This window comes from Paracoccus sp. NBH48 (assembly GCF_015390265.1).
In the GTDB taxonomy this organism is placed as follows: Bacteria; Pseudomonadota; Alphaproteobacteria; order Rhodobacterales; family Rhodobacteraceae; genus Paracoccus; species Paracoccus marcusii.
The window spans coordinates 199073-218875 of the sequence record NZ_VUOJ01000001.1 but is presented as its reverse complement, the minus strand read 5'-3'; the positions used below and the strand labels follow the sequence as shown (position 1 = coordinate 218875).

General features: G+C 68.7%; 19 protein-coding genes and 1 pseudogene. 12 read left to right on the top strand and 8 right to left on the bottom strand.

Translation table 11 applies throughout. The features are described 5' to 3' along the window. Positions 1–81 precede the first annotated feature (81 nt). Positions 82–1305, bottom strand: a complete 1224-nt coding sequence (locus F1642_RS01025) for a histidine kinase dimerization/phospho-acceptor domain-containing protein (protein ID WP_194885230.1) — start codon at positions 1303–1305, stop codon at positions 82–84. Continuing rightward, complete coding sequence (locus tag F1642_RS01020; RefSeq protein ID WP_194885229.1) at positions 1302–1955, bottom strand: response regulator transcription factor; 654 nt, start codon at positions 1953–1955, stop codon at positions 1302–1304. Before F1642_RS01020 ends, F1642_RS01025 begins: the two co-directional genes overlap by 4 nt. A 158-nt stretch (positions 1956–2113) precedes the next feature. Here F1642_RS01020 and F1642_RS01015 point away from each other — a divergent pair, with 158 nt between their 5' ends. The 7 genes from F1642_RS01015 to F1642_RS00985 all read left to right on the top strand — a co-directional run bounded on the left by F1642_RS01015 (position 2114) and on the right by F1642_RS00985 (position 8042). Beyond that, a complete protein-coding gene (locus F1642_RS01015; RefSeq protein ID WP_194885228.1) occupies positions 2114–2722 on the top strand; it encodes a thermostable hemolysin in 609 nt (202 codons plus the stop codon). Next, positions 2719–4101, top strand: a complete 1383-nt coding sequence (locus F1642_RS01010; protein ID WP_194885227.1) for an AMP-binding protein — start codon at positions 2719–2721, stop codon at positions 4099–4101. Before F1642_RS01015 ends, F1642_RS01010 begins: the two co-directional genes overlap by 4 nt. Beyond that, a complete protein-coding gene (locus F1642_RS01005; protein ID WP_194885226.1) occupies positions 4098–4868 on the top strand; it encodes an SDR family NAD(P)-dependent oxidoreductase in 771 nt (256 codons plus the stop codon). Before F1642_RS01010 ends, F1642_RS01005 begins: the two co-directional genes overlap by 4 nt. A gap of 10 nt (positions 4869–4878) precedes the next feature. Then, positions 4879–5742, top strand: coding sequence for a TauD/TfdA family dioxygenase (locus F1642_RS01000; protein WP_194885225.1), 864 nt, complete (start codon positions 4879–4881; stop codon positions 5740–5742). Positions 5743–5755: 13 nt separating this feature from the next. Beyond that, positions 5756–6352 (top strand): DUF6134 family protein, encoded by a 597-nt coding sequence (locus F1642_RS00995; RefSeq protein WP_194885224.1) that lies wholly within the window; start codon positions 5756–5758, stop codon positions 6350–6352. 135 nt (positions 6353–6487) lie between these two features. Continuing rightward, positions 6488–7546: a type III polyketide synthase gene (locus F1642_RS00990; protein WP_194885223.1), complete on the top strand. Its 1059-nt coding sequence runs from the start codon at positions 6488–6490 to the stop codon at positions 7544–7546. A 1-nt stretch (position 7547) separates the two neighbouring features. Further along, the gene (locus F1642_RS00985) at positions 7548–8042 is read left to right on the top strand and encodes an isoprenylcysteine carboxyl methyltransferase family protein (RefSeq protein WP_194885222.1); all 495 of its coding nucleotides are present in this window, start codon (positions 7548–7550) and stop codon (positions 8040–8042) included. 5 nt (positions 8043–8047) lie between these two features. Here the strand turns inward: F1642_RS00985 and F1642_RS00980 are convergent, their stop codons facing one another. Further along, positions 8048–10201 carry a heavy metal translocating P-type ATPase gene (locus F1642_RS00980; RefSeq protein ID WP_194885221.1) on the bottom strand — a complete coding sequence of 718 codons (2154 nt, stop codon included), beginning with the start codon at positions 10199–10201 and terminating at the stop codon, positions 8048–8050. An 80-nt stretch (positions 10202–10281) separates the two neighbouring features. Here F1642_RS00980 and F1642_RS00975 point away from each other — a divergent pair, with 80 nt between their 5' ends. The 4 genes and pseudogenes from F1642_RS00975 to F1642_RS00965 all read left to right on the top strand — a co-directional run bounded on the left by F1642_RS00975 (position 10282) and on the right by F1642_RS00965 (position 12897). Continuing rightward, entirely contained in the window at positions 10282–10716 is a 435-nt protein-coding gene (locus F1642_RS00975; RefSeq protein WP_194885220.1) for a helix-turn-helix domain-containing protein, read from the top strand. Positions 10717–11099: 383 nt separating this feature from the next. Beyond that, positions 11100–11909: pseudogene (locus tag F1642_RS00970) on the top strand (hypothetical protein); the annotation flags it as partial. 119 nt (positions 11910–12028) lie between these two features. Next, on the top strand, positions 12029–12373 hold the full coding sequence (locus F1642_RS16185) for an ATP-binding protein (RefSeq protein ID WP_370582734.1): 345 nt from the start codon (positions 12029–12031) through the stop codon (positions 12371–12373). Next, a complete protein-coding gene (locus F1642_RS00965) occupies positions 12370–12897 on the top strand; it encodes a response regulator transcription factor (RefSeq protein WP_139597638.1) in 528 nt (175 codons plus the stop codon). The genes F1642_RS16185 and F1642_RS00965 overlap by 4 nt, the downstream gene beginning before the upstream one ends. A 99-nt stretch (positions 12898–12996) precedes the next feature. Here the strand turns inward: F1642_RS00965 and F1642_RS00960 are convergent, their stop codons facing one another. From F1642_RS00960 to cyoA, 5 genes are read right to left on the bottom strand one after another with little or no spacing between them, the layout of a single operon-like run. Further along, positions 12997–13698, bottom strand: a complete 702-nt coding sequence (locus F1642_RS00960; RefSeq protein WP_194885218.1) for an SURF1 family protein — start codon at positions 13696–13698, stop codon at positions 12997–12999. Position 13699: 1 nt separating this feature from the next. Beyond that, positions 13700–14104 (bottom strand): cytochrome o ubiquinol oxidase subunit IV, encoded by a 405-nt coding sequence (gene cyoD / locus F1642_RS00955; protein WP_046001140.1) that lies wholly within the window; start codon positions 14102–14104, stop codon positions 13700–13702. Further along, a complete protein-coding gene (cyoC, locus tag F1642_RS00950; RefSeq protein WP_255522026.1) occupies positions 14101–14715 on the bottom strand; it encodes a cytochrome o ubiquinol oxidase subunit III in 615 nt (204 codons plus the stop codon). The genes cyoD and cyoC overlap by 4 nt, the downstream gene beginning before the upstream one ends. Before the next feature lie 12 nt (positions 14716–14727). Next, positions 14728–16731 (bottom strand): cytochrome o ubiquinol oxidase subunit I, encoded by a 2004-nt coding sequence (cyoB, locus tag F1642_RS00945; protein ID WP_194885217.1) that lies wholly within the window; start codon positions 16729–16731, stop codon positions 14728–14730. A gap of 22 nt (positions 16732–16753) precedes the next feature. After that, positions 16754–17911 carry a ubiquinol oxidase subunit II gene (gene cyoA / locus F1642_RS00940; protein WP_255522025.1) on the bottom strand — a complete coding sequence of 386 codons (1158 nt, stop codon included), beginning with the start codon at positions 17909–17911 and terminating at the stop codon, positions 16754–16756. A gap of 286 nt (positions 17912–18197) precedes the next feature. Between cyoA and F1642_RS00935 the strand changes: the two genes are divergently transcribed. Next, entirely contained in the window at positions 18198–19520 is a 1323-nt protein-coding gene (locus tag F1642_RS00935; protein ID WP_194885215.1) for an MFS transporter, read from the top strand. Positions 19521–19803 lie beyond the last annotated feature (283 nt).

The window sequence follows — 19803 nt, the reverse complement described above, 5'->3', positions numbered from 1 at the left end:
GTCCCTGATCCATCGGGCCAGCATATGCCCGACCCGCGCAAAAGACAAAAGGTCGCTTGATGCGCATCGCCGGGCGCGGCGTCAGGCATCCGGCCCCGGCCCGAAATCCAGCGTGACGCGGGCGCGTGTGTCGGTCATCGCATAGCGCATCGCAATCCCGTGGGCCGCGGCCATGCGCGTCACAATGGCCAGGCCCAGCCCGGCACCCTGCGACCCCGCGCCCTTGTCGAAGGTCGCATGGCGAAAGGCCGCGCCCGGCCCGACCGCATTGCTGACCGTCAACGCCGGCCCCGCCGAAATCAGCACCCGCAGGTCCCCCGTCCCGTGGTCGACCGCGTTGCACAGCAGGTTGCGCAGGATCAGCGCCAGCGCGTCGGGATCGACGGCCACCGGGGCCTGCGTCATCTCTCCGTCGTCGAACATCACCGGCTGGCCGATGTCGTCGATGACCATCCGCGCCACGCGGATCAGGTCGCACGGGCCCGCGCCCATCGCCCCCGCCTCGGCCCGCGACAGCTGCAGCAGGCGTTCGACCAGGTGGCCCATGCGGGAAAGCGCGGCCGCCAGCCGCCCCGCCGCCGCGTCGTCGGCCAGCCCCGCCGCGATCAGCTGCGCCTGGCCGGACGCGGCGGCGATGGGCGTGCGCAACTCGTGCGCGGCATTGGTGGCGAACTGGCGTTCCGCATCGATCCGGGCGCGGATCGTGTCCAGATAGCCGTTCAGCGCCTGCGGGATCGGGTCCAGTTCGATCGGCAGGTCCGGGGTCGCGACGGGGGACAGATCCTGGGCCGACCGCCGGCGCAATTCGCCCGCGAAGCGCGTCGCGGGCCGCAGCGCAGACCCGACCGCCCCGCGGATCGCCAAGGGTGCGGCCAGCAGCACCGGCAGCATCAGCCCCACCAGCCAGGTCAGGCTTTCGCGCAGCTCGTCGCGGCGCCAGACGGTTGTGTGGCCGACCTCGACGACCAGATCGCCCGCCGGATCGGCCAGGCGGAACACCCGCCAGCCGGGCAGGTCCTGGCCGCCATCGGCGGTGACCGGCGCCCAGGGCGCGTTGGTCACAGCCAGGCCCCCGTCGATGATGCGGATCGCGCTGTCGCCCGGGGCCAGTGTCCCGACCTGACCCGCGCCACGGTACAGCGACAGCGACAGGCGGGCCGATGCCTCCAGGCTGTCATCCATCAGTTCGGACATCTCGTGAGAGATCACCGTCGCGGCCAGCGCCACCCCCGCCAGCCACGCGGCGCAGGCCCCCAGCACGACCCGGCGCACCAGCCTGCCGCGCAGGGACCAGGGCCGCGTCACGGGATCAGGTATCCCAGGCCGCGCCGCGTCTGGATCGTATCGGCCCCCAGCTTGCCCCGCAGCCGCGAGACATAGACTTCGACCGCGTTCCCCTCGATGGCGTCGTCGAAGGCATAGAGGCGATCCTCCAGCACCTGCTTGGACAGCACCCTGCCCCGCGCGGACAGCAGTGCGTCGAACAGCGCCCATTCGCGCGAGGTCAGGCGGATCTCGGCCTCGCCCTTGAACAGGCGGGCTCCGGCGCGGTCCACCCGCAACCCGCCAAGCCGGCTTTCCGTCGCCGGATCGCCCGATGCACGGCGGGCATTGGCGCGCAGGCGCGCCTCGATCTCGGCCAGGTCATAGGGTTTGACGACGTAATCGTCCGCGCCCGCATCCAGCCCGGCGATGCGTTCGGTGATCTGGTCGCGCGCGGTGGCGATGATCACCGGCACGCGGTTGCCGCGATGGCGCTGCTCGCGCAGCAGCACCAGCCCGGACCCGTCCGGCAGCGCCAGGTCCAGCAGGATCGCGTCAAAGCCCGCAACCTCCAAGGCCGCGCGCGCGGTGTCCAGGTCCGGCGCGTGATCGACCGCATGACCCTGCGCCCGCAGGTACCGGACCAGCGCATCGGCGATATCGGCCTCGTCTTCAATCAGCAGCACACGCATCCGATTTCCCTTCGTTCCGCCAAGACATGGCGGGACGGGGGACCCGGATCAACGGAAAAGAGCGCCTCACGGCGTCGTGATGATGGCATCCCTGTCTGTAAGCCTGCTGCAAGCTTTGCCCGCCAGATCAGGGGCACGAACCACGCAAAGGCCCCACCATGCATGCACTGCGCCACCTGTCCGACCATGCCATGCACATGCAGATCCTGCAGCCCCTGGACCCCGGCTGGCAGGCCGCGGCCCTGATGATCGAAGGCCATTTCCATGACGCCTTCGACGCCCGCATGACCCTGCCCGCGGTCCCCCTAGCAGTGGCGCGGTCGGCCTCGGGCGCGGTGCTGGGGGCGGCGGGCCTGCGCGATGCGGCGGCGGGGTTCTTTTCACAGGTCTATCTGGACCGGCCGGTGGCGCAGCTGCTGTCCGAACGCAGCGGCCGTGCGGTTCACGACGACGACATCCTGGAGGTCGTGTCGATGGCCTGCCCCCGCCCCATCGCCACCCTGCCCCTGATCGAGGCCATCGCCGCCGAGGGCCGCCTGCAGGGCAAAAGCTGGGGCCTGTTCACCGCCACCGCCGCGCTGGTCGCGATGCTGCGGCGGACCGGCGTGCCGCTGCTGGCGCTGGCACCTGCGCGGGCCGAATGCCTGCCGGATGCGGCCTGCTGGGGCCGCTATTACGACACCGACCCCTGGGTCTGCGCGCTGGCCGAACGGTCCGAACCGCTGCGCTTCATGCCCCGCCCCCTCAGCAAGGTAGCCGCCCGATGACACCGATCTTCGACGCCCTCGCCCGCCATGCCCGCCAGCGTCCCGGTGCCACCGCCTTTCGCGACGGCGAACGCCACATCACCTGGGCAGGTCTTGCCCAGGCCGTCGGTCGCGCCGCCGCGGGCTTTGCCGACGGCCCCCGCACGGTGGGCCTGCGCCTTGCCGGGCTGGACTATGTCATCGCCGATCTGGCCGCGACCCTGGCCGGGTGCCGCGTGGTGCCGGTGCCGGGCTTCTTCTCGGCCGGGCAGGTGGGTCACCTGCTGGCCGATTCCGGCGCCGTGCTGATCGACCGCCTGCCGCGATCGGACGCGTCGATGCCACTGGCCTATGCCGGGGGAGCGGACCGGGTGATCTATACCTCCGGGACGACGGGACGGCCCAAGGGGGTCGTGCTGGGTGACCGCCAGCTGACCGCCCAGACCGGCGCGCTGGCGGCGGCGATCGCGGCCGACCCGCGCGACCGCTATCTGTCTGTCCTGCCGCTGTCGCAGCTGCTGGAGCAGATCTGCGGCATCTTCGTGCCCGTGCTGACCGGCGCCGAGACGGTCATCCTGGCCGAGGGCACGGCCTGCCTCTTCACCGGCGACGGCACCGCCCTGGCGCGCGCGGCCGCCGCCTGCCGCCCGACCGTCACCGTGCTGGCCCCGCGCCAGCTGACGCTGTGGGTCGCGGCCCTGCGGCAGGGCGCGCAGGCGCCCGACAGCCTGCGCTACATCGCGGTGGGCGGCGCGCCGGTCTCTCCGGCGCTGCTGGCCGAGGCGCGTGCCCTGGGCCTGCCCGTGGCCGAGGGCTACGGCCTCTCCGAGGCGTCATCGGTCGTGGCCATGACGCCTGCGGGCGGCACGGCGATGGTGCCCCTGGAGGGCGTGGACCTGCGCATCGAGGATGGAGAGATCGTGGTCGACGGCCTCGCCGTGATGTCGGGCTATCTGGGCCATGCACCCCATCGCGGACCGTGGCGGACCGGCGATCTGGGCCAGCTGACGAATGGGCGGCTGACGATGCTGGGGCGGCGCGACGCGATGATCCTGCGCGCCTCGGGGCGCAACATCGCGCCCGAATGGGTCGAGGCCGCGGCCCTGGCCGATCCGGCCATCCCCGCCGCCGCCCTGATCCTAACCGGGGACGACCGGCTGATGCTGGTGCTGGCCGCCACGGGCAGCCCCGACATGGCGGCGCTGACGGCGCGGCTGGCCGCCCTGCCCGACTACGCCCGCCCCGACACGCTGGTCTTTGCCGACCCGCGCGAGGCCGGGCTGATCCGCGCCTCGGGCACCGCCGACCGGCAGGTGGCCGCGCGCATCGCCCGCTGTCCGGGGGCGCTGCTGGTGCCGCTGCCCGGTTCCGCGGCGGCCAATGCAGGGGTGGCGGCATGAGGGTCCTGATCACCGGCGGCGGGTCGGGCATCGGGCGGGCCTTGGCTGTCCAGGCTGACCGCCAGGGCCACGGCGTGATCCTGGTCGGCCGCCGCGCAGGACCGCTGGAACAGACCGCGGCGGGGCTGCGCGACGCGCTGGTCCTGCCTGCGGATGTGACCACCCCCGACGGCCGCGCCGCCATCGCGCAGGCGGTGGCCGGAACCGGTCTGGACATCCTGATCAACAATGCGGGCATGGTGCCCTCGGGCGCCGCCGACACCGCCGACGACACGCAGATCGCGGCCACGCTGGCGGTGAACCTGGCCGCGCCCATGGCGCTGACCCGCGACCTGCTGGGCGCGCTGACGGCCAGCCGGGGGCAGGTCGTGAACGTGGGGTCAGTCTTCGGCGATATCGGGTTTCCGTATTTCGCCCTCTATTCCGCGTCCAAGTTCGCGCTGCGGGGCTGGTCGGACGCGCTGCGGCGCGAGCTGGCCCCGCGCGGCATCGCCGTCACCTATCTGGCGCCGCGCGCGACGCGGACCGATGCGGCACAGGGCTTCGACGCGCTGATCGGGCCGATGGCGATGACCCTGGACAGCCCGGACGCCGTCGCGGCCCATGCCTGGCGCGCCATCGCGGCGCGTCGGCGCGAACAGATGCCCGCCTCGCGCGAGCGGCTGTTCGTGGCCCTCCAACGCCTGCGTCCCGGCCTGATCGACCGGGCGCTGATGCGCCTGGCCCGCGACCCGGCGGTCATCGCCGCCGCGACCCTTCCCAAGTGATGAGGATCCCATGAGCTACAACATCCTGCGCCACCGCGACCATCCGGGCGGCCTGACCGATCCGAGCCTGCTGGCCACCATCCGCGAGGACCTGGCCCGCGACGGCTGGACGCTGCTGCGCGGCTTTCAGCCCGACATGGGAGCGTTCTCGGGCGTAGTGACGACGCTGTGCCGCCGCGTGACCTTCGATCCGGCGCGCAGCCATACCACGGACACTACGCAGATGGTCGATGCGGGCCTGGGCCCCATCGGCCTGCATATCGAGAACGGCAACACGCCCCGCTGTCCCGACATCGTGACCTTCTTTGCCCAGACCGCCGCCTTCGAAGGGTCGCAGACCACCATCTGCGATGGGCGCGCGGTCTGGGATCGGTTCGACGATGCCCAAAAGGCCCGCTGGTCGCAGCGCATGACCGTCGAACGCGTCCTGCCCGAGGCGCTATGGAAGCGCTATCTGGCGAACGAACACCCCGCCATCTCGGACCCGGCGCAGGTCACGATGGAGCATGTCCTGCAGTTCAAGGCGGCGATCCCGGATCAGGACTTTGCCCTGCACCCGGACGGCTCGCTGACCTATCGCCTGACGCTGGACCCGGTGCGCCCGTCGGCGTTCGGGGGAGAGACACGCGGCTTTGCCAATGCCGTCCTGGGTCCGTCGCACAACTATCAGCCGCCCCGCTATGCGATGGCCGACGGCACCGAGGTGACCCCGGACGAGATCGAGCAGATCCGCGCGCTGGCCGAGGAGGTCACGCATGAGATCAACTGGCAGGACGGCGACATCGCCATCCTGGACAACACCCGCGTCATGCATGGCCGCCGCGCCATCGCGGATGCGAACCGCAACCTGTTCATCGGCATGGGAACGATCTGACATGAAAACCCGCATGACCCGCCTTCTGTCGCTGCTGACCGCGCTGGCCCTGGCGCCTGCCGCCATGGCATCCCCCGGCGCCAGTGTCCCCGCATCGGGGCGCCTGGCCTTCGACGTGATCCGCAAGGACCGCGACATCGGCGACTATGTCGTCACCTTCCGCGGATCGGGCGACGACCTCACCGTGGACATCGCCACCGACGTCAAGGTCAAGGTCCCGGTGATCGGCGTCAGCGCCTATCGCTTTTCCCAGACCAGCACCGAGACCTGGCGTGGTGGCCAGCTGGCCGGCCTGACCTCGCGCACGGATGACAACGGCACGCCGCATGACATCCGGGTCGGTGCGACCTCGCTGATCCCGGCCAGCCTGTGGAACGCCGACATGGTGCGGTCATCGGCGGTGCTGAACACCATCGACGGCAGCACCGACCCGATCAGCGTCAGCAACCTGGGCACAGAAAACGTGGCCACCGGCTCGGGCACGGTCGCCGCCACACATTACGCACTGCGCGGCGGGCTGAACCGCGACCTATGGTACGCAGGCGCGACGCTGGTCCATGTCCGCTTTGCCGCCGAGGACGGATCGCAGGTCGACTACGTCCTGCGCTAGCCCCTGCCCCCGGCCCGCCATACACGCGGGCCGGGCACCTTTCGCGCCCCTTGCGCGTTACATGGATGAACCCGCTGCATCCCTGGTGCGCCTGTCCACTGTGGTCGTGCCCGAAACCCCGACGACAGGACCCGCATGACCCCCTGGACCGAAGACGACCGACCCCGGCTGCTGTCCATCGCCACCGCCGTCCCGCCCAACCTGCTGCGCCAGGATGATATCGTGACGGAGTCGCGCGCCTTGCTGCAATCGCGCTTCTCTCAGTTCGACCGGCTTGCCCCGGCGTTCCAGAACGCCGGCATCGACACGCGGCATTCCGTCGTGCCGCTGGACTGGTTCCGGCAGCCCCATGGCTGGGTCGACCGCACCCGCGCCTATGCCGAAGGGGCCGCGGCGCTGTTTCGCGACGCGGCCGGGCTGGCGCTGGATCAGGCGGGGCTGCGGGCGGACCAGGTGGACATCATCGTCACCGTATCCTCGACCGGGATCGTGACGCCGACGCTGGAGGCGCTGACCGCGCGCGACTTGGGCTTTCGCGCCGACGCGATGCGGGTGCCGGTTTTTGGCCTGGGCTGCGCGGGGGGCGTGTCGGGTCTGTCCATCGCCGCCGACCTGGCGACCGCCCGCCCCGGCGCCGTGGTCCTGATGGTCGCGGTCGAGACCTGCACCGTCCTCTTTCGCCTGGACCGGCTGGCCAAGGCCGACATCATTGCCACCGCGCTGTTCGGCGACGGGGCCGCGGCGGTCGTCCTGCGCGCGGGCCACGCGGCCGACGATGCACGCCCCCGGATCGGACGGGGCCGCCAGCACATGTGGCCCGACACCCTGGGCATCATGGGCTGGACGGTCGAGGAAACCGGCTTGGGCGTCGTCTTCGACCGATCGATCCCCAGCTTTGCCGAGGCGGAATTGCGGACGGCGCTGGACGGCCTGATCCCGGATCATCCGGTCGACCGCCACGTCTGCCACCCGGGCGGCGCCAAGGTCATCACCGCGCTGGAGACCACGCTGTCCCTGCCGGAGGGGTCGCTGGACGTCGAACGCCGGGTCCTGGCGCAGAACGGCAACATGTCCGCCCCGACCGTCCTGTTCGTTCTGGAACAGGTGCTGCGCGCGGGCACGCGCGGATCGCTGTTGGCCATGGCGCTTGGGCCGGGCTTCACGCTGTCGGTCCTGCCGATCACGGTGCAGTAGGATGGAGCATCACGCCGCATCCCTGGCCTTCATCGCCTTCCTGCTGCTGCAGCGCGGGGCCGAACTGCTTGTCGCCCGGCGCAACACCCGCCGCCTGCTGGCCCAGGGGGCGGTCGAACACGGGGCGGGGCACTATCCATTGATCGTCGCGATGCACGCAGCCTGGCTGGCGGCCATCTGCATCTGGGGATGGTCCAACCCGGTCCACCCCGGGTGGCTTGCCGCCTTCGTGGTCCTGCAGAGTCTGCGGGTTTGGGTGCTTGCCAGCCTGGGGCCGCGCTGGACCACGCGCATCATCGTGCTGGACGCGCCGCTGGTGGCACGCGGGCCCTATCGCTGGATGTCGCACCCGAACTATGCCGTCGTCATCGCCGAGATCATCGTGGCGCCGATGGTCCTGGGCCTGTGGGGGGTCGCGGCCCTCTTCACCATCCTGAACGCCTGCGTGCTGACAATCCGCATCCGTGCGGAATCCCGCGCGTTGGCCGGGCGCTGACCGCGTCAGGCCTCGCGCGTCGGATCGAAGGCCAGCAGCCGCAGGGCGTTCAGCGTGACCAGCACCGTCGCGCCGGTATCGGCCAGGATGGCGATCCACAGCCCGGTGACGCCCATGACCGTCGTGACCAGGAACACCGCCTTGAGCCCAAGCGCCAGGGCAACGTTCTGGCGGATGTTGCCCATCGTCGCCCGCGCCAGCCGGATGATCGCCGGCGCATCGGTGACATGGTCGCGCAGCATCGCACCGTCCGCCGTCTCCAGCGCGACATCGGACCCCGATCCCATCGCGATGCCGACGCGGGCCTCCTTCAGCGCCGGGGCGTCGTTGATCCCGTCACCGACCATCATCACGCCGCCCTGGCGGTTCATCGCGCGGATCGCGGTCAGCTTGTCCTCGGGCAGCATGCCCGCGCGATGATCCAACCCGATTTCCCCCGCGATCGCGGCGGCGGTGCGGGCGTTGTCGCCCGTCAGCATCGTCGCGCCTAAGCCCATCGCCGACAGCTGGCGAATGGCGGCGGCCGCATCGGGGCGCGGTTCGTCGCGCATCGCGATCAGCCCCAAGGGCTGTCCCGTCCGAAACACCGCGACGACGGTCCGGCCCTGTTCCTCAAGCGCGGTGACGCGTGACAGAGCCGCGGGGTCGACGCCGCCCGTCTCCGCGGCGTGAGAGGGAGATGTGACCCAAGCGGGCGCGCCGCCCACTGTCGCCACCGCCCCACGCCCGGGCAAGGCACGGGCATCCCGCGACGCGGGCATAGGAGCGCCCGCGGCCTTTGCCCGGGCAACGATCGCCTGCGCCAGGGGGTGACCCGATCCGGCCTCGACACCCGCGGCGATGGACAACAGGTCGATCTCGGCGACGCCCGGTGCCGGGATCAGGTCGGTCACGACCGGGCGCCCGCGGGTCAGCGTGCCGGTCTTGTCGAAGACGACATGCGTCACCTGCGCCGCCGCCTCGATCACGGCGCCGCCCTTCATTAACAGCCCCCGCCGCGCCCCTGCAGACAGCGCCGACGCGATCGACGCCGGGACAGAGATCACCAGCGCGCACGGGCACCCGATCAGCAGCAGCGCCAGACCGCGATAGATCCAAGTGGTCCAGTCCTGCCCGAAGGCCAGCGGCGGCACCAGGATCACCAGCGCCGACAGCGCGATGATCGCAGGCATGTAGATCCGAGAGAAGCGGTCGATGAACCGCTCGGTCGGGGCGCGCGCGTCTTCGGCGTCTTCGACGAGGCGGATGATGCGGGCGATGGTGTTGTCGCGGGGTTCGCGCGTCACGCGCATCCGCAACGCGGCCTGGGTGTTGATCGCGCCGGCAAAGACCGCATCGCCCACGCCGCGGGTCTGCGGGACGCTTTCGCCGGTCACGGGGCTTTCGTCGATGCCGCTGGTCCCTTCGACGATGTCGCCATCCGCGGGGATGCGGTCGCCGGGGCGGATCAGGACCACCTGCCCGATCGTCAGGCTGTCGGCGGGGACGGTGCGTGTCCCGCCCGACTGCTCCAGCATCGCGGTCTTGGGCACCAGATCGGCCAGCACGCGGATGCCCTGGCGGGCCCGGCCGGCGGCGACGCCTTCCAGAACCTCGCCCACGGCGAACAGGAACACGACCAGCGCCGCCTCCTCGGCCGCGCCGATCAGCAGGGCGCCGCCCGCAGCGATGGTCATCAGGCTTTCGATCGTGAAGGGCTGGCCCATGCGCAGCGCCGCAATGGCGCGCCAGGCCACGGGGGCCACCCCGATCAGGCAGGCCGCGACGAATGCCGCATACCCGCCGCCCTCGGGCGTCAGCAGCGCCACGATCCAGGCCAGCGCCAGCAGCAGTCCGGTCAGCACCACCAGCCGCCCCTTGGCCGTCCGGTACCACGACGGTTCCGCACCCGCCGCGGGGCGGACCGACTGTTCGGGCACGTCATCGACCGCCACCGTCGGCGCGATGCCATAACCCAAGGCCTGGACGACCGCCTCGATCTGGTCCGACCGGGTGGTGCCGGGGTCCAGGTCGACGCTCAGCCGTTCGGCCATCAGCGCGACCCGGGCCGCGCGGACGCCGGGCATCCGCTCAACCGCGCGCACGACCTTGGCCGTGCATCCGGCGCAATCCATGCCCGTGACGGTCCATTCCCGCCGGTGTGTCGTGTCATCCGTCATGTCGAATCCTGCCATGGGTCTTTTCGTCCTGTGGCCAGGAAGATAGGATCTCTAGCAACTAGAGCTTCAAGGGGTGTTTCATGCTCAGCATCGGAAAATTGAGCGCGGCCACCGGGGTCAAGGTGCCCACGATCCGCTATTACGAAAGCATCGGCCTGCTGCCCGAACCCGAACGCAGCGCGGGGAACCAGCGCCTCTATGGTCGCAAGCAACAGGAGCGGCTGGCCTTCATCCGCCACGCCCGCGACCTTGGCTTTCCGCTGGACAGCATCCGCGAGCTGCTGAGCCTGTCGGATCATCCCGACATGCCCTGCGCCGCCGCCGATGTCATTGCGCGGCGCCAGCTGCAATCGGTCCGCGACCGGATCGTCCGGCTGGAGGCCCTGCAGCAGGAGCTGAGCCGCATGCTGTCCCAATGCGCGCATGGGACGATATCGGACTGCAAGGTCATCGAGGTACTGGGCGATCACGCGCATTGCCTGCACGACCATCACGGCGATGGCGTGCCGTCATAGGCGGCGTTTCTCCGTGGCGGTGACTGCGGTCGTCGCTTTCCATGCTTCGACGAACTGCCGGCCTGACCCAAGGCGTTGGTGCTAATCGGTTATATGCCAGATGATCCTGCTTGCGATGCGAACCGCACAGAATTCCGCCGATCACAACGATCCGGTGATATCCGGGCCGGATCGCAGTCGTCACGACCCTGTCAAGGACGCCGCCTGCACCGCCGATGATCAGGCGGAACGCGGCCCGATGACCGATCCTTGCCCGACCAGGGCGCGACACCGGCGCGCTTTCGGCGACCCCTGTTCTGTCGTAGAAGACGGGATGGCCCGTCGGACCCTTGGCAGCGCCGCGGGAATAACCGGCATCCGCCCCGAACTGCCCGGAAGGACCGATGAAGACGCAATCCCCCACGAACATCGCGCAGAACGCCGCCCGGCGCAATCTGGCGCAGCTGAACCGCATGCGCTGGATCGCGGTCGCGGGACAGCTGCTGGCGATCTGGGGGACGGTCGTCCTGCTGGACGTGACGACGCTGCCATGGGGGCAGATGCTGCCGGTGGTCGGGTTCCTGATCTTCCTGAACCTGTTCTCCGCCTGGCGGCTGCGCCGGGGGCACCCGATCACCGACCTGACCGTGACGGCCGAACTGCTGATGGATGTGGCCAGCCTGACGATCCTGCTGTATCTGTCGGGCGGCGCCTCCAATCCCTTCGTGTCGCTGTTCATCCTGCAGGTCATCCTGGCGATCGTGCTGCTGCCCCAGGGGCATGCGGCGCTGATCCTGCTGGCGACGATCGCGGCGCATTTCTGGCTGACAGGAAACGGCGTGCCGCTGCCGCTGCCGCATCTGTGGCACGGGGCGGGGCCCAGCTTTCTGGACCTGCACCTGCAGGGGATGTTTCTGTCCTTTCTGCTGGCTGCCAGCCTGCTGACCTGGTTCGTCACCCGCATCACCGCGAACCTGCGCGACCGCGACGCCCAGATCCAGGCCCTGCGTCAGCAGATGCTGGAGGAGGATCACCTGGTCCGTCTGGGGCTGCTGTCCAGCGGGGCGGCGCATGAATTGGGCACGCCCCTGACCACGCTTGCCGTCACCCTGGACGACTGGCAGACGCTTGGCGCGCCGCAGGGGGACGAGCTGGACGACAAGATCGCCGTCATGCAACGAGAGCTGTCGCGATGCCGCCAGATCGTGTCCGAGATGCTGCTGTCATCGGGCCAGGAGCGCCTGGACGAGGCGCAGGCGATGCGCGCGCGCGCCTTTCTTGAGGCGGCGATCGAGGGACTGGCCCTGCCCGTTCGGATCAGCTTTGACATGCGTTGCGATCCGGTGATCATGGCCGATCCGATGCTGGAACAGGCGGTCCGCCAGCTGGTGGACAATGCCGCCGAGGCGGGCAGCCGCAACATCCGCATCTCTCTGTCGCCGGGGGGGCCGAACAGCTGGCCTTGGTCATCGAGGATGACGGACCGGGTTTTCCCGACGCCATCCTGGCCGACCCCGGCCAGCCGTTCCAGAGCGACAAGGACGGCGCCGGGCGCGGGCTGGGGCTGTTCCTGACGGGCAATGTCATGCGCCGCCTGAACGGAGAGATGCGCCTTGCCAACCTGCGGCACGGGGCGCAGGTGACCCTGCTGCTGCCAACATTGGAGACCGCCGCATGACCCGCCGCCTGCTGATCGTCGAGGATGATGCCGCGCTGGCCGCGACGCTGACGGAAAGCTTTGCCCGCCGCGGCTATGACGTCCGCCATGCGTCATCGACCGACGAGGGGATCGCGCTGGCGCAGCAGAGCCCCCCGGACCTGGCGCTGGTCGATCTGAAGCTGCCCGGTCGCAGCGGGCTGGAATGCGTGCAGGCGCTGGCCGGCATGGACCCTGCGCCCCGCATCGTCGTGCTGACCGGCTTCGCCAGCATCGCCACCGCGGTCGAGGCCATCAAGCTAGGCGCGGCCCATTACCTGGCCAAGCCCGCCACGACGTCCGAGATCGAGGCCGCCTTCGCCCGCGAGGCGGGCGATCCGTCGGTCGAGGTCACGGCACGCCGCACCAGCCTGCGCACCCAGGAATGGGAGACGATCCAGTCGACGCTGCGCGATTGCGACTTCAACATCTCGGAAGCCGCGCGGCGGATGGGCATGCATCGGCGCACCCTGGCGCGCAAGCTTGCCAAGCGGCAGATCGGCTGATGGGCTGATCGCAGTGGCGGTATGGGTGGCCGACGCCAATGGCCGGGAACGCTGACGCACGCCCGATCGATGGCGGGTCTGATCGATGCCACGGACCGTCTAACGACCGTGCGGCCGGTGAATGAAGACCAGCAGGAAGGCCAGCCCCACCGCCATCGCGAACCAGGTCAACGCATAGCTGAGATGGCTGTTCGGGAAGGACACGACCGTCAGCCCCCCGATGGGCGCCCCCTGCCCCGGACCGCGGTCCAGGTCCAGGAACCACGGCGCGACCGGATCCAGGCCGACGGCGGCGCCGATGACCTGCGTATCGCGCGAGAACCAGCGCCCCTCCTGCGGGTCGTTGTCGCGCAGGAAGGCCCCGCCCTCCTGACTGGCGCGCATCAGGCCGGTCAGGACCTGATCCGGCGCGGCCGGCGCGGGGGCATAGTCGTCGGTCCCGTCAGCCGCGACGAAGCCGCGGTTGACCAGCAGGGTCCACTCCTGATCGGTCCGGAACGGCGTCATCACCCAATAGCCCGCGCCCAGGGCCGTGACGGCACGCACCAGCGTGTCCGGGGCCTGCAGGTAGTGGCCGGACAGCATGACGCGGCGGTATTCGAACGTGTCGTCCCCCGCCACGGCCTGGGGGGACGGCGCCGCCACCGGGGCGGCGGTGACGGCGGCCTGGGTGCGCGCGATCAGGTCGCGCTTCCATTCCAGCCGCTGCACCTGCCAGACGCCCAGCGCCAGGAAGATCAGGCACAGGACGGTGCCGGGGATCACGATGCCCCATCGGACCGGTCCGCGCCACGCCGCCATGTTACGTCCCGAAGCCGGACAGCTGCGGCATGCCGTCATGGTTCATCTGGGGCATCATGTTCGCGTTCATGTTGTGCATGACCCAAAGCGACCCGGCCAGGATGATCACCACCACGACGACGGTGAAGATCAGCGCCATCATCGTCCAGCCCTCGTCGGACCGGCCGTTCATGTGCAGGAAGTAGACCATGTGCACCAGGATCTGGATCGCCGCCGCGCCGATCACGATCCCCGCCGTCAGCAGGCGGCTTTCCAGGCCCCCGGCCATGACCAGGCCGAAGGGGATCGCGGTCAGCACCACAGACAGGATGAACCCGATGACATAGGACCGATAGGTGCCGTGGTCATGGCCGTCGGGGTGATGGACATGGGCTGCGGTCTTGGCATGTGCGGTGTCGGCCATCAGATCATCCCCAGCAGATAGACGAAGGTGAAGACGCCGATCCAGATGACGTCCAGGAAGTGCCAGAACATCGACAGGCAGGTCATCCGCCGGATGTTGGCTCCGGTCAGCCCGTGCCGGGTGATCTGGACCATCAGGGTGACCAGCCACAGGCAGCCGAAGGCCACGTGCAGCCCGTGCGTGCCGACCAGCGCGAAGAAGGACGACAGGAAGGCGGACCGCTGCGGGCCTGCGCCCAGGTGGATCAGGTGGTGGAATTCATAGATCTCGACGGCAAGGAAGGCCAGGCCCAGGACCAGGGTCGCGCCCAGCCACATCATCGCCGGACCCTGCCGGCCCGCCAGCGTGGACAGCATCGCGAACCCGAAGGTCAGCGACGACAGCAGCAGGAAGGCGGTGTTGATGGCGACCAGGTGCAGTTCGAACAGCGCCTGCGGGCCCGGGCCCGCGGCATAGCTTTGCCCCAGGACGCCGAAGACGGCGAAGAGGACGGCGAACATCAGGCAGTCGCTCATCAGGTAGATCCAGAACCCGATGGTCGTCGAGGCCCCCTCCTCGTGGTGATGGGGGTCGGTGTCCCAGTACTGGACGTCGGTTGCGGTCGCGGGTGTCATCATGTCCTCCGATCAGGCGCCAAGCGCCGCCAGCTGGCGGTCGCGCGCGGCCTCGGTCCGTGCAACCTCTTCGGCCGGAATGTGGAAGTCGCGGTCATAGTTGAAGGTATGGGCGATCGCCACGGCGATCATGCCGATGAAGGACGCCGCCGCCAGCCACCAGATGTACCAGACCAGCGCAAAGCCGCAGACCGTCGCCGCACCCGCCAGGATCACGCCCGTGCCAGTGTTGCGGGGCATGTGGATGGGCAGATATGTTCCCTGCGGGCGGGTCTGGCCGACCTGCTTCATGTCGTTCCACGCGTCCAGGCCGTGAACGACCGGCGTGAAGGCGAAATTGTAGGCCGGCGGGGGCGACGAGGTCGCCCATTCCAGCGTGCGCCCGTCCCAGGGATCGCCGCTTTCGTCCACCAGCTCCTTGCGGCGCCAGATCGAGACGCCGAACTGCATCAGCATCGCGCCGATGCCGCCCGCGACCATCGCGACGCCCAGGCCGGATATCGCGAACCAGATCCACAGGTCCGGGTCGTCGAACACGCGCATCCGCCGCGTCACGCCCATCAGGCCCAGGATGTAGAGCGGCATGAACGCGAACCAGAAGCCCACGACCCACAGCCAGAAGCTGATCTTGCCCCAGAAGACGTCCAGCTGGAAGCCGAAGGCCTTGGGCCACCAGAAGTTGATGGCCGCAAACAGGCCGAACAGCACGCCGCCGATGATCACGTTATGGAAATGCGCCACCAGGAACAGCGAGTTGTGCAGCACGAAGTCCGCGGGCGGCACGGCCAGCAGGACCCCCGTCATGCCACCCACGGTAAAGGTCAGCATGAAGGCCACCGTCCACATCATCGGCAGGTCGAACCGGATGCGGCCGCGATACATGGTGAAGATCCAGTTGAACAGCTTGGCCCCCGTGGGAACCGAGATGATCATCGTGGTGATGCCGAAGAAGGCATTCACCGACGCGCCCGACCCCATCGTGAAGAAGTGGTGCAGCCAGACCAGATAGCTGAGGACCGTGATGCAGACGGTCGCATAGACCATCGAGGTATAGCCGAACAGCCGCTTGCCCGAGAAGGTCGCCGTGACCTCGGAGAAGACACCGAACAGCGGCAGGATCAGGATGTAGACCTCGGGGTGGCCCCAGATCCAGATCAGGTTCACGTACATCATGGCGTTGCCGCCAAGATCGCTGGTGAAGAAGTTCGTGCCGACATAGCGGTCCAGCGTCAGCAGGACCAGCGTGACCGTCAGCACCGGGAAGGACGCCACGATCAGGATGTTCGTGCAAAGCGCCGTCCAGGTGAAGATCGGCATGCGCATGTAGTCCATGCCGGGCGCGCGCATCTTGATGATGGTCACCAGCAGGTTGATGCCCGACAGCGTCGTTCCCACGCCCGCCACCTGCAGGCCCCAGATGTAGTAGTCGACCCCGACCCAGGGGCTGAAGCCGACGCCCGACAGCGGCGGAAAGGCCAGCCAGCCGGTCTGCGCGAACTCTCCCACGAACAGCGAGGCCATGATGATCACCGCGCCGCCGACCGTCATCCAGAACGACAGGTTGTTCAGGAACGGGAAGGACACGTCGCGCGCGCCGATCTGCAGCGGCACCAGATAGTTCATCAGACCGGTGATGAAGGGCATCGCCACGAAGAAGATCATGATGACGCCATGCGCCGTGAAGATCTGGTCGTAGTGGTGCGAGTTCAGGTAGCCCTCGGACCCGTTGAAGGCCAGCATCGACTGCAGCCGCATCATCACCGCGTCGGCAAAGCCCCGCAACAGCATGATCAGCGCCAGCACCATGTACATGATGCCGATCTTCTTGTGGTCCACGGTGGTGAACCATTCGTGCCACAGATAGCCCCACAGGCGATACTTGGTCAGCACCGCCATGAGGCCCGCACCGCCGATCGCGACGACGACGAAGGTCGCCCACACGATGGGATCCTGGGGAATTGCGCTGAGGTTCAGACGGCCAAGAAGAAAGGTCGTGCTGTGGTCGATCGTGGCCATGGTTCTTATCCTGTCTCTCGGCTCAGAGCTCGTCGGCGTCGGGGTCGCGCGACAGGCCGGTCAGCACCCGGGCGGGGCGGCGCAGCATGTCGACCAGCCCGGTGCCCGGATGGTCCAGTCCGTGTCCCCGCAGGGGCGCGGCGTCGACGGGGGGCGGCGGCAGGTCCGCCCGCAGCGTCAGCATCAGATCCTCCTCGGCGGGCGAACAGAACCCGCTGACGTAGAAGGGTTCCCAGCCCAGGGTGGGCGCGCGCTCTCCGCGCTGCGCGACGCGGTCCTGGACCAGCGACTGCATGTTCATGGTGCCGGCCAGGCCCGTGCCGCCCTGGCGATCCAGATCCATCATCTCTGCCATGCAGATCTTGCCGTCCTCGACGCACATATTGACCACGCGCGGGAACAGCTGCGCATCCACCGCGCCATAGCGGTGGGGCGCGACGTTCTCGGAGGGGCGCGCCAGGTCCATGTACTCGGCCCGGTCCAGCTCTCCGCCGGCCTCGCGCGTCTCGGTCGCCCACTGGTCGAAGTCGGCGTCGGTCACAGCATGGGCCTTGAACCGCATGCCCGAGAAACCCGCCCCGGAATAGTGCGACGCCATCCCCTGGAACGTGCCCTCGGCATTGAAGATGCCGTGCAGCGTCGTCTCCATCCCCGGCATCGAATAGATCATCCCCGCCATCGACGGGATGTAGAACGCGTTCATGACCGAGGACGATGTCAGGCGGAACTCGATCGGGCGGTCCACCGGCACGACCAGTTCGTTGACGCTGGCCACGCCCTGTTCGGGATAGATGAACAGCCATTTCCAATCCAGCGACACCGTCTCGACCACCAGCGGGGTCTGGTCCGTCAGCGGCGTGTCCGCCGAGACGCGCTGGATCGGGCGATAGGGGTCCAGGTGGTGCGTGCCCACCCAGGTCATCGCCCCAAGCGCGATGATGATCAGCGCGGGGATCGCCCAGATCACCAGTTCCAGCTTGGTCGAATGGCTCCAGTCCGGGGCATAGCTGGCATCGCGGTTCCGGGCGCGATAGCGCCAGGCGAACAGCACGACCAGCACCAGCACGGGGATGATGATGATCAGCATGATCCCCGTCGCCCAGACAAGCAGGTCGCGCTGCTGGGCCGCGATGTCGCCGGTGGGGGCCAGAACCTCGGCCTTGCAGGCCGAGAGCGCCATCAGGGGTATCAGCCAGGAGGCTCGCTTGATTATCCGCATCATAGCTTCATCAATCCGGGTCAATGGCACGGTCGTCTGCGCGCCGGGTGATTCGCCTTCGAAAGTCGAGACGGGGTTTTGAAGGCAGGCGGTATTGCGTCGGGGCGGCGGGCGACATTGGACAAGTTGACCTATGACAACTTGTCCAATTCCAATCCGGCCGTGCCACGGGCAAGGGAGCGGGTGCCCGGATCATTCCGGCCGTGCACCCCGCGTCAATGCAGCATCTATCAGGAGGCGTCTTGCCATGGCGACGTCAACCCATACCGGCTCCCGGCTCAATACCGGCCAGGACGCGGACGACCACCACGTCTCTCCCTCGGACATCGCGGTCGGCGTGATCATCGGCCGCACGTCCGAGTTCTTCGACTTCTTCGTGTTCTCCATCGCCTGCGTGCTGGTCTTTCCGGCGCGCCTGTTCGGCTTCCTGGACCCGGTCGAAGGGACGCTTGCGTCCTTCGTGCTGCTGGCGCTGGCCTTCGTCGCGCGTCCCGTGGGGACGGTGATCTTCATGGCCGTCGACCGCGCCGTCGGGCGCAAGGGCAAGCTGACGGCCGCACTGCTGCTGCTAGGGACGTCGACGGTCGCGATGGGCCTTGTGCCCAGCTATGACACGCTTGGCTGGTGGGCGATCGCGATCATGGCCCTGCTGCGGATCGGTCAGGGCCTGGCCCTGGGCGGAACCTGGGACGGTCTTCCGTCGCTGCTGGCCCTGTCGGTTAGCCGCGAAAAGCGCGGCTTCTATGCGATGATCCCGCAGCTTGGGGCGCCCATCGGCCTGGCCGTGGCGGCATTGCTCTATGCCTATCTGCTGATCAACGTCTCGGCGGACGAATTCGTGGACTGGGGCTGGCGCTATCCGTTCTTCGTGGCCTTCGCCATCAACGTCGTCGCGCTGTTCGCCCGCCTTCGGATCGTGGCATCGCCCGAATTCGACGACATGCTGAACTCCAGCGAACTGCGCCCCTCGCGCATCCGCCCGACGCTGAAGCAGGACGGCAAAAGCATGATCCTGGGCATCTTCATGCCCTTGGCCAGCTTTGCGATGTTCCACATGGTCACGATCTTCCCGCTGTCCTGGGTGTTCCTCTATTCGAACGATCCCCCCGAGGCGGTGCTCTATTCGCTGATCTGGGGTTCCGTCGCGGGGATCGTTTCGATCGTGGCCTCGGGCTACATCGCCGACAAGATCGGCCGGCGTCGCCTGCTGATGCTGGGTGCCCTTGCGATCGGCGCCTTCGCCGTCCTGGGCCCTTTGCTTCTGGCCGGCGGACGCGAGGGAGCCACGACCTACATCGTGCTGGGCTTCGTCCTCCTGGGCCTCAGCTTCGGGCAAAGCTCTGGCGTCATCGCCTCACTCTTCGGCAAGAAGAACCGCTACACCGCCTCGGCGCTGGTGGCGTCGCTGTCCTGGATGTTCGGGGCGGGCTTCGCCCCCCTGACGGCCCTGTCGATGTCCAGCGTGCTGGGCCTGTGGGCCGCGGGCGTCTATCTTGGATCGGGCGTGATCTGCACCGTGATCGCGATCCAGACGTCCCGCAGGGGCCAGATGGAGATCACCGACGAATAAGGTCCCGCCGCGTCTTTCCGCGCGGCGGGATCTTGCACATGTGCCGCCCGGACAGCTTCGGTCGTGTTCGGGCGGCGTCGATACCAGTCGTGTCGACCGCTGCTCCAAGACATGAGGAGCGATCTACTGGCACGCAGACCGGCGGTCCGGCCAAGGCGGTTTCGACGTCAGGAAATTGCTTTTCGCTTTGCAGGACCCATCGCGCCTCTTTCATAAGCGAGGGTTTCTGACGTTCAGCACGGATTTCCTTTGGCCGTCCGGTACCATCTGCTGAGCACAGAAT

Coding starts and splice junctions, on each gene's coding strand:
- F1642_RS00995 (WP_194885224.1), top strand. CDS start 5,756: ATGACCCGCCTTCTGTCGCTGCTGACCGCGCTGGCCCTGGCGCCTGCC.
- cyoC (WP_255522026.1), bottom strand. CDS start 14,715: ATGACACCCGCGACCGCAACCGACGTCCAGTACTGGGACACCGACCCC.
- F1642_RS01015 (WP_194885228.1), top strand. CDS start 2,114: ATGCATGCACTGCGCCACCTGTCCGACCATGCCATGCACATGCAGATC.
- cyoA (WP_255522025.1), bottom strand. CDS start 17,911: ATGGCGCTCTCGGCCTGCAAGGCCGAGGTTCTGGCCCCCACCGGCGAC.
- F1642_RS01020 (WP_194885229.1), bottom strand. CDS start 1,955: ATGCGTGTGCTGCTGATTGAAGACGAGGCCGATATCGCCGATGCGCTG.
- F1642_RS01010 (WP_194885227.1), top strand. CDS start 2,719: ATGACACCGATCTTCGACGCCCTCGCCCGCCATGCCCGCCAGCGTCCC.
- F1642_RS00975 (WP_194885220.1), top strand. CDS start 10,282: ATGCTCAGCATCGGAAAATTGAGCGCGGCCACCGGGGTCAAGGTGCCC.
- F1642_RS00980 (WP_194885221.1), bottom strand. CDS start 10,201: ATGACGGATGACACGACACACCGGCGGGAATGGACCGTCACGGGCATG.
- cyoB (WP_194885217.1), bottom strand. CDS start 16,731: ATGGCCACGATCGACCACAGCACGACCTTTCTTCTTGGCCGTCTGAAC.
- F1642_RS01005 (WP_194885226.1), top strand. CDS start 4,098: ATGAGGGTCCTGATCACCGGCGGCGGGTCGGGCATCGGGCGGGCCTTG.
- F1642_RS01000 (WP_194885225.1), top strand. CDS start 4,879: ATGAGCTACAACATCCTGCGCCACCGCGACCATCCGGGCGGCCTGACC.
- F1642_RS00985 (WP_194885222.1), top strand. CDS start 7,548: ATGGAGCATCACGCCGCATCCCTGGCCTTCATCGCCTTCCTGCTGCTG.
- F1642_RS00965 (WP_139597638.1), top strand. CDS start 12,370: ATGACCCGCCGCCTGCTGATCGTCGAGGATGATGCCGCGCTGGCCGCG.
- F1642_RS00960 (WP_194885218.1), bottom strand. CDS start 13,698: ATGGCGGCGTGGCGCGGACCGGTCCGATGGGGCATCGTGATCCCCGGC.
- F1642_RS00990 (WP_194885223.1), top strand. CDS start 6,488: ATGACCCCCTGGACCGAAGACGACCGACCCCGGCTGCTGTCCATCGCC.
- F1642_RS00935 (WP_194885215.1), top strand. CDS start 18,198: ATGGCGACGTCAACCCATACCGGCTCCCGGCTCAATACCGGCCAGGAC.